This window comes from Pseudomonas sp. Sample_21 (assembly GCF_004307525.1).
In the GTDB taxonomy this organism is placed as follows: domain Bacteria; phylum Pseudomonadota; class Gammaproteobacteria; order Pseudomonadales; family Pseudomonadaceae; genus Aquipseudomonas; species Aquipseudomonas atacamensis.
This window is the reverse complement of sequence record NZ_RCNZ01000036.1, coordinates 58011-73700: the sequence shown is the minus strand read 5'-3', so window position 1 is coordinate 73700 and position 15690 is coordinate 58011. Positions and strand designations below refer to the sequence as shown.

Annotated in this window: 15 protein-coding genes and 1 pseudogene; 10 read left to right on the top strand and 6 right to left on the bottom strand. The window is 59.2% G+C overall.

Annotated features, from left to right (window positions below; translation table 11 throughout):
• Nucleotides 1–18 precede the first annotated feature (18 nt).
• Nucleotides 19–957 carry a tyrosine-type recombinase/integrase gene (locus tag D8U71_RS04885; RefSeq protein WP_186569674.1) on the top strand — a complete coding sequence of 313 codons (939 nt, stop codon included), beginning with the start codon at nt 19–21 and terminating at the stop codon, nt 955–957.
• A 5-nt stretch (nt 958–962) separates the two neighbouring features.
• Here the strand turns inward: D8U71_RS04885 and D8U71_RS04880 are convergent, their stop codons facing one another.
• The 5 genes from D8U71_RS04880 to D8U71_RS04860 all read right to left on the bottom strand — a co-directional run bounded on the left by D8U71_RS04880 (nt 963) and on the right by D8U71_RS04860 (nt 7365).
• Nucleotides 963–1514, bottom strand: a complete 552-nt coding sequence (locus D8U71_RS04880) for a PqiC family protein (protein ID WP_024012957.1) — start codon at nt 1512–1514, stop codon at nt 963–965.
• Between the two features lie 17 nt (nt 1515–1531).
• Complete coding sequence (locus D8U71_RS04875; protein ID WP_123442487.1) at nt 1532–3187, bottom strand: MlaD family protein; 1656 nt, start codon at nt 3185–3187, stop codon at nt 1532–1534.
• Nucleotides 3188–3432: 245 nt separating this feature from the next.
• Nucleotides 3433–4734, bottom strand: coding sequence for an FAD-binding oxidoreductase (locus tag D8U71_RS04870; protein WP_130887270.1), 1302 nt, complete (start codon nt 4732–4734; stop codon nt 3433–3435).
• The gene (locus D8U71_RS04865; RefSeq protein WP_130887269.1) at nt 4731–5819 is read right to left on the bottom strand and encodes a polyamine ABC transporter substrate-binding protein; all 1089 of its coding nucleotides are present in this window, start codon (nt 5817–5819) and stop codon (nt 4731–4733) included. Before D8U71_RS04865 ends, D8U71_RS04870 begins: the two co-directional genes overlap by 4 nt.
• Before the next feature lie 187 nt (nt 5820–6006).
• Complete coding sequence (locus tag D8U71_RS04860) at nt 6007–7365, bottom strand: glutamine synthetase family protein (RefSeq protein ID WP_016774729.1); 1359 nt, start codon at nt 7363–7365, stop codon at nt 6007–6009.
• Between the two features lie 162 nt (nt 7366–7527).
• Between D8U71_RS04860 and D8U71_RS04855 the strand changes: the two genes are divergently transcribed.
• From D8U71_RS04855 to D8U71_RS04815, 9 genes and pseudogenes are all read left to right on the top strand, one after another.
• Nucleotides 7528–8424: a helix-turn-helix domain-containing protein gene (locus tag D8U71_RS04855; protein ID WP_130887268.1), complete on the top strand. Its 897-nt coding sequence runs from the start codon at nt 7528–7530 to the stop codon at nt 8422–8424.
• An 81-nt stretch (nt 8425–8505) separates the two neighbouring features.
• On the top strand, nt 8506–9015 hold the full coding sequence (locus D8U71_RS04850; protein ID WP_123442484.1) for a sigma-70 family RNA polymerase sigma factor: 510 nt from the start codon (nt 8506–8508) through the stop codon (nt 9013–9015).
• A complete protein-coding gene (locus tag D8U71_RS04845; RefSeq protein ID WP_123442483.1) occupies nt 9015–9965 on the top strand; it encodes a FecR domain-containing protein in 951 nt (316 codons plus the stop codon). The genes D8U71_RS04850 and D8U71_RS04845 overlap by 1 nt, the downstream gene beginning before the upstream one ends.
• Before the next feature lie 67 nt (nt 9966–10032).
• On the top strand, nt 10033–12435 hold the full coding sequence (locus D8U71_RS04840; RefSeq protein WP_130887267.1) for a TonB-dependent receptor: 2403 nt from the start codon (nt 10033–10035) through the stop codon (nt 12433–12435).
• A gap of 254 nt (nt 12436–12689) precedes the next feature.
• Nucleotides 12690–12869, top strand: a complete 180-nt coding sequence (locus D8U71_RS04835; RefSeq protein ID WP_130887266.1) for a hypothetical protein — start codon at nt 12690–12692, stop codon at nt 12867–12869.
• Between the two features lie 284 nt (nt 12870–13153).
• Nucleotides 13154–13440: pseudogene (locus D8U71_RS04830) on the top strand (DNA polymerase V subunit UmuC); the annotation flags it as partial.
• A 19-nt stretch (nt 13441–13459) separates the two neighbouring features.
• Nucleotides 13460–13939 carry a hypothetical protein gene (locus D8U71_RS04825; protein ID WP_125927041.1) on the top strand — a complete coding sequence of 160 codons (480 nt, stop codon included), beginning with the start codon at nt 13460–13462 and terminating at the stop codon, nt 13937–13939.
• A 118-nt stretch (nt 13940–14057) separates the two neighbouring features.
• Complete coding sequence (locus D8U71_RS04820) at nt 14058–14357, top strand: MafI family immunity protein (protein ID WP_125927042.1); 300 nt, start codon at nt 14058–14060, stop codon at nt 14355–14357.
• Between the two features lie 78 nt (nt 14358–14435).
• Entirely contained in the window at nt 14436–14903 is a 468-nt protein-coding gene (locus tag D8U71_RS04815; RefSeq protein WP_122507357.1) for a metallophosphoesterase family protein, read from the top strand.
• Nucleotides 14904–15045: 142 nt separating this feature from the next.
• Here D8U71_RS04815 and D8U71_RS04810 read toward each other — a convergent pair whose 3' ends face one another.
• Nucleotides 15046–15690, bottom strand: a complete 645-nt coding sequence (locus tag D8U71_RS04810; protein WP_130887265.1) for a dTMP kinase — start codon at nt 15688–15690, stop codon at nt 15046–15048.

The following is a 15690-nucleotide window of genomic DNA, read 5'->3' as shown; positions in this document are numbered from 1 at the left end:
ATTTCAAGGCCGTTTCGTTTGAGTGATTTGTCGAGTACCCAACCTGCACCGTCCACCAGCAATCCGCTGACCGTTTACCTGGCGCGACTGGCACCTTCCAGCCAGTTGACCATGCGCTATGTGCTGCAAGATGCCGCTGACCGCCTGGGTTTCGAGGACGTCGATATCGAAGAAATCCCGTGGCACGGCCTGCAACCGGAAGACGTGGTGGCGCTGGTCGCCGCTTTGCGTGCCGACGGTTATGCACCGAACACCTCGTCGCTTTACGTGAACGCCGTGCGCGGGGTGATGAACGAGGCGTGGCGCATGAGCCTGATCAGCCAGGATCACCTGTTGAAGATGCGTTCGGTCAAGGGCATAGCCGGCACACGGCTGTCCCAGGGGCGCAACCTCAAGCGCACGCTGATTCACGAACTGATGGAAGTCTGCGCTGCCGACCCACGCCCGCAGGGTTTGCGTGATGCGGCGGTGATTGCGTTGCTGTACGGCACCGGCATGCGCAAGTCGGAATCGGTGGATCTGGATCTGAGTCAGGTCGACTTCAACGAACGCAGCCTGACCGTCACCGGCAAGGGCAACAAACAGCTGATCAAGTACGCGCCGGCCTGGGCCTTTGCCAAGCTCGACGCCTGGCTGGAACTGCGTCGTTCACAGCTCAAGGAAGGCGAGAGCGACGATGCATTCCTGTTCAATCGCATTCGCCGGGGCAGCCACATCACCCGCGAGCGCATCACCAAACACGCGATTTACTACATCGCCCGCCAGCGCGGTACGCAGGTCGGGGTAAAAATCATGCCCCACGATTTTCGGCGTTCATTCATCACCCGGGTGATCGAAGAGCACGACCTGTCGATCGCGCAGAAACTGGCGCATCACAGCAATATCCAGACGACCGCCAACTACGATGTGCGCGATGACAACGAGCGGCGGCGGGCGGTGGATCGCTTCGATTTGTGACGCGATTAGCCCGATGAAGGGCAATTGCGCGCGGCCGTCGCAGCCTGAGTGATTTGTGCAGCAAGCCGTTTGACGTTGTTCTGCTGCGCAGTCACCAGCTCTTCGATGCTTGGCCCTGAAGGCGTCTGCAACACCGAGCGACAGGTCAGTAGCGCCGCGTCTTCAGCACCCAGCGGACGCACTCGCCATTTCACGTCGATCAAGGCGTACTGGCCGGGAATCGAATCGAAGCGCTGCACGTCGATACGCACGGAAGCGCGCTGCTGGCCGACACCGCTGCTCAATTGATCGATCAGCGCGCCGCGCAACTCATCGGCGAGAGTGGCGCTCCACCAATCGGTTTCCAGAATCGCCACGCCGCTGTTGCCCTGGCGAATCACTATCTGCGCGCGATCGACCTGTGGCGGCACGCTGATGCTTTCTATGGCGATGTCGGCACCGTTGCGGCTGGCACCCGGTTGCGCCGGGGTCAGTGTGTGAAAGCTGATCGGGTCGCTACGGCACGCAGTCAGCAGCACGAAGGCAGCGAGCACGGTGATCTTCAACGGTAAAGCCATGGATTCAGCTCCTGTGCTCAATTGCGTGGCGGTCCTTTGAGGTCCAGCGGCGCGGCGTTGTCGGGACGCCCGCGAATCAGCGACTCAGGGTGGCGACCGAGGTAATCCGACAGCTCTCGCAACGAGCGCGACATGCGCCCAAGTTCGTCGAGGGTCTCGGTGAGTTGCTCGCGTTGCGGTGAATCCTCGGCGAGGGTCGAATTGGCGGACTGCAAGGTCTTGCTGACGTCGGCGAGGGTGCTCTGTACACCCGGCAGAGTCCTGGCGTTGAACTGCTTCAGGCCCTTGCGCAGTTCGACCAGATTGCCGTCGAGGTTGCTGGCGATGCGTTCAACCGGCAATGCGTTGATCTTGTTGACCATCGCCTCGAGTTTTTCCTGCAATTGTTCGAGGCTGCCGGGAACGGTCGGAATGGTGACCGGCCGTGCCTTGGGGTCGAACGCGACTTTCGGCGCTTTGGGGTAGAAATCCAGCGAAATATACAACTGACCGGTGAGCAGGTTGCCATTGCGGGCCTGGGCGCGCAGGCCATTTTCAATGAACGTGCCGATCAGGCGCGCGCCGGTGGCCTCGTCGTTTTCGTCGCCATGGTAGGTCTTGAGAATCTTCGCGTGGGCACGGCCGAGTCGCTGCGGATAAATGACAATGCCGACATTCACCGGAAAGGTGCGCTTGACCTCGTCGAAGTCGAGATTGACCGCCACCACCCGGCCGATTTCGATACCGAGAAACTCGACAGGCGCATCCACCTTGAGTCCGCGCAAGGCCTGATCAAACCGCAGCGCCAGGTATTGCGCCTTGCCGTCGGGCGGGGCGAGGGCGGCGGTCTGGTTGGCAAACAACTCGAAACTCTTGTCGTCGCTGGCCGGTTTATCGTCGGGGCTGTAATCCGGGGCGCGGAAAGCGATGCCGCCGACCAGCAGGGTCGACAGCGATTCGGTTTTCACCGCAAAGCCGTTGGCGCCGACATTGATGTCGATGCCACTGGCGTTCCAGAAGCGGGTGTTTTCGGTGACGTAGGCGTCGTTCGGCGAATGCACGAAGACTTCGATGTTGACGCCTTTGCCGTCCGGGTCCAGCGCGTAGGACACAACCTGGCCAACCGGAATCTTGCGGTAATAAACGGGGGAGCCGATGTCCAGCGAGCCAAGGTCTGCGGTGTGCAGCGTAAAGCGTTTGCCCGGTTCGCCGTAGGTGATCGGCGGCGGGTTCTCCAGACCTTTGAAGTTTTTTGAGCGGGTATTGGCCTGACCTATGTCGGCACCGATGTAGTCACCCGACAGCAGCGTATCGATGCCCGATACACCGCCGGCGCCGATACGCGGACGCACCACCCAGAATTGCGAGTCCTCGCGGGTAAAGGCTTCGGCTTGCTTGGCGAGTTTGATCGTGGCGTTGACGTGTCTATGGTCGTTGGCCAGTTCGACGTCGGAGACATGGCCGATGACCACGTTGCGGTATCTGACTTCGGTCTTGTTAGCGGTCAGGCCATCGCCGGTCTTGAAGGTAACGGTGATGACCGGGCCTTCCTGAAGGATGTTGTGAATCACCAGCGAAATGCCGACCAGCACCGCCACAATCGGCACGATCCATACCAGTGAAATAGCGAAACGGCGGGTTTTGATCGGCGCCTGACCGGGTGCTCGCGGCTCATCGCTGGCTGACGACTTCATCCATGTCCTCCTCAATTAATCGGGCCCTGAGCGTCAGGAACGCAAAAGCACTTCATCAATATAGAAGTGCTTGGCGATAGAGCAAATGTGTATAGCTGGCGTGGGACGCGATTGCGGTGCAAGGAGTTGCCGAAGGTTGCGACCTGATCGTTCCCATGCTCTGCGTGGGAATGCAGCCCGGGACGCTCTGCGTCCCAAGATCGCAGCCTTCGGCAGCTCCTACAGGAGCCAGAGTCGTGGCGGGCTCAGCCGAGCATTTCGCGCACGCGATACCAGAACATGCCCAGCGCCAGCAGCGGCGAACGCAAGGCCGGGCCACCGGGGAAGGTCATGTGCGGCACGCCGCTGAACACGTCCATGCCCTGGCTGTGCCCGGCATGAATGGCTTCGCCCAACAGTTTCGCGCACCAATGGGTGACGTTGAGGCCATGGCCGGAATAACCCTGCGCGTAAAACACGTTCGGGTGCTGTTTGAGTCGGCCAACCTGGGGGAAGCGATTGGCGGTAATGCCGATCTTGCCGCCCCATTGGTAGTCGATGTGCACATCGGCCAGTTGCGGGAACACCTTGAGCATTTTCGGGCGCATATAGGCGGCGATGTCCGCCGGATCGCGCCCGGAATAATGACAAGCGCCGCCAAACAGCAACCGTCGATCAGACGAGAGTCGGTAATAGTCCAGCCCGACTTTTTGATCGCACAGCGCCAGGTTCTGTGGAATCAACTGCGCGGCGCGAGTTTCGTCCAGCGGCTCGGTGGCAATGATGTAACTGCCAGCGGGCAGAACTTTGCCGCTGAGTTTCGGCTCGAGGTCATCCAGATGCGCGTTGCAACCAAGCACCAGACTGCCGGCGCGCACTGAACCGGTGGCGCAGCGCACCTCGACGGTCGGGCCATGGAAGATTTCCAGCACCGGACTCTGCTCAAAGATACGCACGCCCAGCGATGCCGCGAGACGCGCTTCGCCCTGGACCAGATCAAGCGGATGCAAGTGCCCCGAACCCATGTCGATCAATCCGCCGGCGTACACACCGGCATCGACCACTTGCTGCCGGATCTGCTCCGTCCCGACCAGCCTCGTTGCGTGGGCATAGTCGAGTTCGGCGAGGCTGTCCTGTTCCTGCTTGAACGCGGCGAATTGCGCGGCGGTGTTGGCCAGTTCGCAAAAGCCCCAGCGCAGATCACAGGCGATGGCGTTGTCGGTGATGCGCTGGCGCACCAGCTCCACCGAATCGATGCCGGCGCGCTGCAGACAGCGCACGCCGTCCTGGCCGACGTAGCGAGCGAACCCCTCGACTTCATGGCCGATACCGCGAATCAGCTGACCACCGTTGCGCCCGCTGGCGCCCCAGCCGATACGTCGCGCCTCGAGCAACACCACCGACAAACCGCGCTGCGCCAGCTCAATCGCGGTATTGACGCCAGTGAAGCCGCCACCGATTACGCAGACGTCGGCAAGCAAATCACCATCCAGCGCAGGGTAGGGCGTGCTCGCCCGCGCAGAAGCGGCGTAATAAGAGCCGGTGTGTTGTGCGCTGTGCTGATTCATTTGTTCGACTTCACTTTGCTCCACGACCGGGTCATCAGACGCATGATCGCCTGGGGCGGGGTCGAGGAAATGTAGAGTTTGTCGAGCACCGACTGCGGCGGATAAACCTCAGGGTTGTTGACCAGTTCCTCATCCATGAACGGCTTGGCCGCCGGATTCGGGTTGGCGTAGCCGACGGTGGCGCTGACCTTGGCGATCACCTGCGGATCGAGCAGGTAATTGATGAAGGCGTGCGCCTCTTTGGCGTTGCTCGCATCGGCTGGGATCGCCAGCAGATCGAACCACAGGTTGGCGCCTTCCTTGGGGATGGCGTAAGCGATATTCACATCGTTCTTGGCTTCCTTGGCGCGGTTGGCTGCCTGGAACACATCGCCGGAGTAACCGAACGCAACGCAGATGTCGCCATTGGCCAGGTCCGACACATACTTGGAAGAATGGAAATAGGTGATGTACGGGCGGATGCTCAGCAGCTTGGCTTCGGCCTTTTTGTAGTCTTCAGGGTTTTCACTGCGCGGGTCCATGCCCATGTAGTTGAGGATGGCCGGGAAGACTTCGTCGGCGGAGTCCATCATCGACACGCCGCACTGGCTGAGCTTCTTCAGATTTTCGGGTTCGAACAGCACGGCCCAGGAGTCGATGTGGTCGATGCCGAGCACTTGCTTGACCTTGTCGACGTTGTAACCGATGCCGTTGGTGCCCCACAGATAGGGAACCGAGTGCGCATTGCCGGGATCATTTTTCTCAAGCAATTCAAGCAGTTTTGGGTCCAAGTTCTTCCAGTTTGGTAACTGTGAACGATCGAGCTTCATGAACGCCCCGGCCTTCACCTGGCGGGCGAGGAAGTGGTTGGACGGCACTACCACGTCGTATCCGGTGCGACCGGCGAGGAGTTTGCCTTCAAGGGTTTCGTTGGAGTCGAAGACGTCGTAGATCACCTTGATCCCGGTCTTGCTCTGGAAGTCGGCGAGGGTGGTTTCGCCGATGTAGTCGGTCCAGTTGTAGACACTGACCTGGGGCTCGGCGTGGGCTACGGCACTGAACAGCACGCTCAGCGCGACCGGGAGTACGGATTTCAATAGACGCATATCGACACCTCTTCTTGTAATGATCGTTCCCACGCTCTGAGTGGGAATGCCGCAACGGACGCTCCGCGTTCGGCTTTGGATGGGACGCAGAGCGTCCCGGGATGCATTCCCACGCGGGAGCGTGGGAACGATCAACTGTGCGGCCGTCTTCGCGAGCAGGCTCGCTCCCACAGGGACGGGCGCGGGGTCAGACGCTGAGCAGCAGGAACTCCCGCTCCCAGGAGCTGATCACGCGCTTGAAGTTTTCATGCTCGGCGCGTTTGACCGCGACATAACCGCGGACGAACTTGCTGCCCAGGTACTCGGCGACCTTCGGGCACTCTTCCATCTGCGTCAGGGCTTCTTCGATGGTGATGGGCAGGCGCAGATTGCGCCGTTCGTAGGCCCGGCCTTCGACCGCCGCGCTCGGCTCGATCTTCTCGACCATGCCGATGTAGCCGCACAGCAGGCTTGCGGCAATCGCCAGATACGGGTTGGCGTCGGCGCCGGGCAAGCGGTTCTCCACGCGCATCGATTCCGGCCCCGATGTCGGCACACGAAGGCCGACGGTGCGGTTCTCCTCGCCCCATTCGACGTTGACCGGTGCCGAGGTGTCCGGCAGGAAGCGGCGGAACGAATTGACGTTCGGCGCGAACATCGGCAGCACTTTCGGGATGTACTTCTGCAGGCCACCGATGTGATGCCGGAACAGTTCGCTCATGTTGCCCTCGGCATCGGCAAAGATCGGCTGACCCGTCGCGATCTCGACCACACTCTGGTGCAAGTGCATGGCGCTGCCGGGCTCGTCGCCGATCGGTTTGGCCATGAACGTCGCAGTGACATTGTGCTTGAGCGCTGCTTCGCGCAGGGTGCGTTTGAACACGGTGATCTGGTCAGCCAGATCCAGCGCATCGCCGTGGCGGAAGTTGATTTCCATCTGCGCCGGGCCGTCTTCGTGGATCAGCGTGTCGAGATCCAGACCTTGCAGTTCGCACCAGTCGTAGACGTCTTCGAACAGCGGATCGAATTCGTTGGCGGCATCGATCGAGAATGACTGGCGACCGCTTTCCGCACGACCCGAACGACCCAGTGGTGCCTTGAGCGGCAGGTCCGGATCTTCACAGCGCTGGGTCAGGTAGAACTCCATTTCCGGCGCGACAATCGGCTTCCAGCCCTTATCGGTGTAGAGCTGCAGAACTTTTTTCAGCACGTTGCGCGGCGACAGTTCGATCGGATTGCCAAACTTGTCGAAGGTGTCGTGGATGACGATGGCGGTCGGCTCGATGGCCCACGGAATGACGTACACGGCGTCGGAAACCGGCTTGCAGACCATGTCGATGTCGGCCGGGTCGAGCAAGTCGTAGTAGATGTCGTCGTCGACAAAATCCCCGGTTACCGTTTGCAGCAGCACGCTCTCCGGCAGGCGCATGCCGCGCTCATGCAGGAACTTGTTGGTCGGTGCAATCTTGCCGCGGGCGATGCCGGTCAGGTCGCTGACCACGCATTCGACTTCGGTAATCTTGTGATCTTTCAGCCAGGTGAACAGCTGATCGAAAGGGGCGTTCATAAAGACCTCGTTATTGGTTTTGTAGACGCCGGGGAGGGCGGGTTTCATCTTCCGCCCCTTCCCCTGTGGCGCGTTGGCGACTATCTTGGGCGCGGCTTGCGATTCCATCTATCCACTTTCAGCAGCACCAAAGCGCACCAAAAGAGTGCGCAAGGTCACCCCATGACAACGTGCAATCCGCTTCAGGTACAAGCGTTCAACACCGCCGACGTGGCCGAGCAAATCCGCGCTACACCGGGCTGGGTCCAGCATTACCAGCAGATGTCGCCGGGGCATTTCGCCGGGCAGATTCGCTATCTCGATCTGCAGGGCGTCGAGGTCTACGAAGAACAGATGAACACCCGTGTCGAGCAGAATTTCAGTGCGCCATCCGGTGCTCTGGCGTTCTGTTTCGATCGCAGCGACAACGCGCTGTACCTGCTCAACGAAGAGAGCCGCAACATCTGGATCACCCCGGAGAACTACCGGGAAATCGCCGTGGTATTCGGTCCGGACTTCGTCCGCGAGCACGGTTTGCAAGTGGCGAAACTCGAAGGGTTGTTCATGGCGCCACTTAACTGCGGACAGAACGCTTTGTTCAGCGGCTGGTTAAGCTCGATTCTCACGAAGTTGTCGCAAGCTGCTGATCCAGTTGATAAAGATCGCCTGACTCAACAGTTGCTTGAGGACTGCCTGTTCATCCTTGATAACGCTCACACCAGCCTTGATCGCAGCGGGTTGCAGCGACGCAACAACGAACGCCAGATCATCAAAAGAGTGGGGGAGTGGGCGGCTGATTCGCCGGAAGACACGGTTAATCTGCTCGAACTTTCTCACGTCGCCGGCGTGCCGCTGCGCCAGTTGCAACAGGCTTTCAAGGCCTACACCGGGATGACCCCGAGCCACTGGTTACGCCTGAGGCGGCTGAACAGTGCGCACCGTGAATTGCTCAAGCGCAGGCCCACGGAAACCACCGTTGCCGAAGTGGCGATGCGTTGGTCGTTCTGGCATCTGGGGCGGTTTTCCAGCAGTTACCGCGCGCTGTTCAAGGAGCTGCCGAGCGAAACGCTCAAGCGCTGAGCAGAAAAAGGCTTTGTGTCCTTCGAGAAGTTAAATAGAATCAGTCTCATTTGAATCTACCTTCGCGCAGGGTCTCTTGAGATGATTGAAGCTACGTCACCGTCGGAGCAGAGCCTGCAGCAGTTGTATCGCGAGCACCGCGGCTGGCTGGAAACCTGGCTGCGCCGGCGCATGGGCAATGCGTGGGATGCGGCGGACCTCAGTCAGGACACCTTTCTGCGCGTCCTGTGCAACGCGCCGCCGCTGGCCGAGTTGCGCGAGCCGCGCGCGTATTTGCTCACCGTCGGCAAACGCCTGCTGAGCAATTTCTACACGCGGCGCCATCTGGAAAAAGCCTACCTCGACGCCTTGGCGCAATTGCCGGAAGCGTGCGCACCGTCGCCGGAACAGCGCTGGTTGCTGCTGGAAACCTTGCAGGCGCTGGATGAATTGCTAGATGGCTTGCCGCGTGCGGTGCGTCGGGCATTTCTTTGGAGTCAACTCGAGGGCCTCGGCTACCGCGAGATCGCCGAGCGCTTGCAGGTTTCCGAGCGCACGGTAAAACGCTACATGGCCCAGGCGTACGAGCATTGCTTGCTGGTGGATCTGTGATGCGCGTTGCCCCCAGCGAGGAAACGCGGGAAGTGGCGCGGGCGGCGGCGCAATGGCTGGCACTGCTCGAGTCAGGCGCTGCCAGTGATGAAGATCACGCCCGATTGCAGCATTGGCGCGCCAGTGACAGTCGCCACGAGAACGCTTGGCAGAAAATCCAGCAGCTTCGCCAGCGTTTCGCAGGTTTGCCGCCGACACTGGCCATGGCCACCCTGGATCGGCCGGATCCGGCGCGGCGCGCGGTACTCAAGCGTGCCTTGGGCGTGGCGGCGCTGGTGCCGGCGGCGTGGTTGATCAGTCGGGAGCTGCCGCTGGAGGCCTGGCGCGCCGATTTGCACACCAGCACTGGCGAGCGGCGCAAAGTGCAGTTGGCCCAGGATTCTTCATTGCAACTCAACACCGACAGCGCGGTGAATGTCGATCTGCCTGCACGTCAGCTGACACTGATTCGTGGCGAGATGGCGCTCAACGTGGCGGGCGATTCAGCCTTTATCGTCAACGCGCCTTATGGGCGGATGATCGTCAATCACAGCGACATCTCGGTGCGCCTCAATGCGCGCGATTGCCAGGTCTGCGTGCTGCGCGGTTCGGTGCAATTGCAGCCGCTGCACGGCCCGGCGCTGGTATTGCAGCAGGGCCAGCAAGTCAGCCTGCAAGCTTCGGGCGCGGGGGCGGTGACGGCATTCGATGCGTTGATGCCCGGTTGGCGCGACGGTGTGCTGATGGCGCAAAACCAGCCGCTGGGTGATTTCCTTCGCGAGCTGAGTCGCTACCGCTCGGGCGTGCTGCGCTGGGATCCGGCGCTGGAATCGCTGCGCATCACCGGCAGTTTCCGCCTCGACGATACCGATCAAGTGCTGGCACTGCTGGCAGCCAGTTTGCCCGTCGACGTGCACACGCGAACGCGATTTTGGGTGTCGCTGGTACCGCGCGCAGAAAAAACCGGTTGAAGCCTGTCCCTTTTTTTCGCCTCGCTGGTCATTCCAGGCAAGTGAACAAAATCGAGAGCTTCTTCCAATGCCCGCAGTATTCCCAGGTCGTTTGCGTCCGTTGTTGCAGTTGAGCCTTTTGCTGAGCCTGAGCGCCAGCCCCTTGTTGATTCAATCGAGCTGGGCCGACGACGGCAGTCGCCGCAGTTATCAGGTGCCGGCCGGTAGCCTGAGTGCCGCGCTGACGCGGTTCGCCGGTCTCGCTGGGGTCAATCTTTCGGTGGATCCGGCGCTGGTCAGCGGCCGCAACAGCAATGGATTGTCCGGCGAGTTCGGTGTGGAGGAGGGGTTCAGCCGGCTGTTGCTGGGCTCCGGTTTGCAGCTGCAACCGGTCGGTGATCAGGCTTATACGCTGGTGCCCGCAGCGCAAGGCAGCACCTTGCAACTTGCGCCGACATCCATTCTCGGCGCGAGCGGTTCAGCGGATGCCGATGTATTCGCCGGCGGTCAGGTCGCCCGTCGTGGTTCGCAAGGGCTGTTGGGCTCCAGGGATTTCATGGAAACCCCGTTCAGCATGACCACCTACACCAGCGAAACAGTGAAAAACCAACAGGCGCGCACCCTCGGCGACTTGATCGGCAGCGACCCTTCGGTACGCGCAACCAACCCGGCCGGTGGACGCTACGAGCAATTCACCATCCGTGGTTTCAGCCTGTTCAACAGTGATGTTGCCTACAACGGCCTGTACGGTGTGTTGCCGACTTACACCATCGACATGGAAATGGCCGATCGCGTCGACATCCTCAAAGGCCCGAGCCAATTGATCAACGGGATTTCGCCTCGGGGCAGCGTAGGAGGGGGGATCAACGTCGTGCCGAAGCGCGCGACCGACAAGCCGATCACCTCGCTGACGGCCAACTACGCCTCGAACAATCAAGTCGGCGGCGCGGTGGATGTCGGAAGGCGTTTTGGTGACGAAAACCAATTCGGTCTGCGCTTCAACGGGGTCAAGCAGTCCGGAGATACGGAATGGGATCACCAGAGCGTCGATCGCGACATGGCGGTGCTCGGTCTGGACTTTCGTGGTGAACGCTTGCGACTTTCCACTGATATCGGCCACACCGAACGCGACACCGACGCACCGCAGGAACGCGTGCAAGTCGCCGCCAATGCCAAAGTGCCGAACGCCAATGATGTGCGCGACAACTATGCGCAACCCTGGAGCCGGGCGCGCACTAAAGACACTTTCGGCACGGTGAACGGCGAGTTCGATGTCAGCGATTCGGTCATGCTGTATGGCGGCGTCGGCGCACGCAAAAGCAATCATGACTTCTTGCGCCATGCAGTTTCGGTGAGCAACGACGCCGGTGATTTCAGCGTTCAGCCGCGTGACTTCACTCGCGACGAGAACGTCCGCACGGCTACCGCTGGCGTTCGTAGCTGGTTCCAGACCGGGCCGGTCAGCCATGAAGTGAACCTGGCGGCCAATTACTTTTATATGGACTTCGAAAACGGCGGCGCCCGTTACGCGGCCGGGCGCAGTAATCTCTACGACCCGGTGGAGATCGCCAGACCCGGCACGCCGACCCGCAATGACGCCAAGGTCTACACAGAGAACCGCTTCAGCGGCGTGGCGCTGTCGGACACGCTCGGCTTCTTCGACGATCGTCTGTTGCTGACTTTGGGGGCGCGCTGGCAGCGAGTCAAAGTCGATGACTGGAGCGACGGAATCAAGGGCGACACGGCTTACGATGAGGAAAAAGTCTCGCCATCGGGCGGGATTCTGCTCAAGGCGACGGACAAACTTTCGCTGTACGCCAACTACATGGAAGGTCTGAGCCAAGGCAAGATCGCGCCATCGACGTCTATCAACGAAGACGAAATCTTCCCGCCATTCATCAGCCGCCAGGTCGAAGTCGGCGCCAAATACGACGCGGGCTCATACGCGCTGACGGCAGCGATGTTCCGCATCAAACAGCCTGCGTACGAAACCAATGCGACCACACGAGTCTTCGGCCCGAACGGCAAGCGTGAGAACAGCGGCGTAGAACTGAGCATGTTTGGCGAACCGCTCAAGGGGTTCCGATTGCTCGGCGGTGTGATGTACATCGACAGCGAACTGACCCACACCACCAACGGCACATTCGACGGCAACCGCGCACCGGCGACACCGAAATACAACGTCAACCTTGGTGCGGAGTGGGACGTGCCGAGCGTGCCGGGGCTGACTTTGACCAGCCGTGGTATTTACTCGAGTTCGCAGTATCTGGACCAGTCGAACGACAAGGAAATCGACTCATGGGAACGGTTCGACGTCGGCACACGCTATGCTTTCAAACTGGACGAGAAGACGATCACCTTGCGCGCCAATGTCGAAAACGTGCTGGATAAACGCTATTGGAGTTCGGCGGGTGCATCGGATGATAGTGAGCCGGGGTTGACGCTTTCTACGCCGCGAACGTATCTGCTGTCGGCGACGGTAGACTTCTAATGGAGCAGGTTAAATGCGTCGATTGTCTTCGAAAATACGTTAACTCCACTAAATGACCGTTTAGTTGAGCTAACAAAAATTGGTCGCGATAGCGGCCGAGGTAATGACTCAGCCCAACTCAACATGGCTTTTCGTTATGAGCAATAACGCAAACGGGCCTAAAAAACTGTTATTTCTTACAGTTTTAGAATTGCTCTGAGGCGCAAAGGATAGTCGCTGCGTAATGAGCACATTCTCTCCAAGGAGCAAACGCCATGACAACGTTCAGCGATGACCAGCTCTTGAACCTGACTCCAGAGCAATTGAAACAATTAACACCCGCGCAACTGGCACGCCGAAAGGATTTAATCAACGAACCGGCGGATCAGCGTGTTGTTACGAAGATTATTAATGTGCAAACGACCGAGCCTATAAACCCGGTGAGTGACGAGTAAATTTTCCAGAAGTGTAGACAAAGCGTTTCAACCAGCTCAGAAATCCCGTTACGGTAAGTAGCGGGATTTTTTTCAGTTGAATGATCGAAAGGGGAAATCTGCGGCAATACCGGAGGTAGAGGTTTGGCAATATTTATCGTGGCAGTGGATTTCGATTACGCGTGGCAATCACGACAACCATGCGAAGCCCGTAACATCTTGTTACGTGTAATGTATATTATGTTAAATCATGTATGCGAATGGCCTCGGGCTTTAGATATCAGATCCACCACTCCTAATGCGGCAATCGCTACGACTGGACGCTGCGCAACGCCGACGTCGGCGAAGTCTGGGGCATTGGCAAGCGCATGAAGGCTCATCTGGAAACAATGGGCATCAAGACCGCCATGGACTTGGCGAAAGCCGATCCATACTCGCTATGCAAGAAAATCCGCGTCACCATTCGCACCGGCATGCTCAATCCCGAGGAAGCGAAATATGCGAATGGCGGCTTAGTGGAATTGCCGTACCCGACCAACGACGCCCGGCTGATGACGAAGGCTGCGACCGAGTGGTCAATCGCCTCTTCCGATCGGACTTAAGGTAATGCGATGAAGAGAAAACCAAGAATGAGTGCACCTCAGACCATTAATTCAGCAACCCAGCCTGGGCCTAGCTGGACGTTTGACCCTGATTGCATGAACCGAATAGCCGATTGTCATTCGATCATCGAAGTACTTCGCCACATCCAACACAGTGGGCCGGAATGGGCGCATCGTAATGTCCGAATTTGCTTTCCCGGCCAATCAAATGCATGGGCTCTGGTGTACCCGCTTCAGAATGCCAGTGCCCCGTACTTTGACTTCATGTATCCCCACAAAGCGCCTCCTCAGGAAGCGCTGTCCGCACTGCTAAGGAAGTATCCACAGTGTTCCGTCATCGACTGGTCGCCCGGACGCTTGGCCTGCATCGAAGCTCAGGGGGCGGATGTTGAGACGCTCGCTGAAATTATCCGGGATCTAGCCGAAGCTGCTTGGGATGAGCACATCACATTCGTCGATGCTTCGTACGAGGAAATGGGTAAAGCTTGACCCCAGAGCGGACGGTCGACCTTAGCTTCCCAAGCGCGTGCGCAAAGATCAGGTCTTTGGCAACAATCGACCAGACGGGAACGGAACGCAGGTCACCATAATCGGAGGGATGTTTATTATGAGCCACCTTAACAACGACTTGAGGGCCGATTTCGTTGAGGCACTTGAGGAGATTTCAACGCTGATGTCCATTGCATACGACCAGCTCGGCCCTTTACCGGAAAACCATGCATTAGCTCAGGCAGGTTTAGAGAATGGTGGTGAAATAGTTCTGGATTATGTCGATCACAACGAGGCTGGGGTAGCGTTCGAACACTTGCTTTACATGATTAACGAACCACCGCTCGTTGTTTCTGAAAAATGCATAAAAATTTTAGCTCGGATCGCAAAGTCCTTGAAGATGCCATTCACGAGATGAAAAAATTTACCCATCTGAAGGTCAGCTTTGGGTCGAAAACAGTCACTCCCACCCGAAACGTCCACGGAGAGTTGGCCCATGAAAACCGCCCTAATATCCGACACTCACAATCTCCTCCGCGCCGAAGCCATCAGCGCGCTCCAAGGCTGTGACCTGATCATCCACGCCGGCGACATCGGCAACCCGGACATTCTCGCCCAATTGTCCGAAATTGCTCCCGTCCACGCCGTGCGCGGCAACAATGATCTCAGCAGCCCATGGGCCAAAGACCTCCCCGACTTCCTGACCTGCACTCTCAACGGCTGGCACACTCTCCTTATCCACGACATCGCCGACGTCCCCGCCGATCTAGATCCAGACATAAAGCTCATCATCACCGGCCATTCCCACAAACCGCGCATAGAATGGCGCGGCGATCGTCTATACGTGAACCCTGGTAGCGCCGGCCCTCGGCGTTTCAAGTTGCCGGTCACGCTGGCAATTCTCGAGATACAACCCGACAGCATCGAGCCGCGCCTGATTTCCCTGCTGGATCCCCCCGCCTGAAATCGCTACGGTTACCGCGGTCCAGAACTAGGAAGCGCCACCTCCTACCAGGCCCGACCTATCTCGCGGCGAACCAATCCTCAACGCCGCCGAGCGTGCGATCAAGTGACAGGACAGCGGGTTTAGATTCGATCCGCGCCGCTCAGCATGGCGGACTGACACTTCGGACATGGAGGCGTCTAATCACCCGATTAATCTCCCCTACCACCCGCCCCGTCGCCTCCTCGATCGTCCCCTCATTCCGACACAAAAACCAACCCTGATCGGCAGCGGCCAGCTCAAACGCCTCAGTACAAGCGACATGCTCCTCCAGACCGCGAAGCACAGTGCTGCTCAAGCCGCGCCGGCGTGCCCCCGCCCTCGCCCACGAAATCTCCGCCGCTGTAACCACCCCGACATGCAGGTCTGGCACCTGTACGTTGCGGTCAATGTTCAATTGCAGGATTTCAGCAAACGGGACTATCCGGCGAAACGCCGCATCGGACGGGTACCAGCGATCGATCAGGATGATGCTGTCGGCGGGTTGTTTGGTCAGCACGTGCTGGGAAATCCAGCGGCGGCTATCAGCCAGGCGTTTGCAAACGTCCAGTTCCAGATCCCTGTCAGGATGGCGGACGAGCCGGTTCACCAAGTGCATTGTCTCGCCCCTGAAAGGGTCGCTTTTTTTCTCGCACAGTCGGATCACTTTCTGGTTGTCTGCCCTCAGGACTTCAGTGATGGCCTCCAACAGGGAGGTTTTGCCGACGCCTTTGGGGCCATCCAGAGCGACAAACAGCGGACGAGTCAT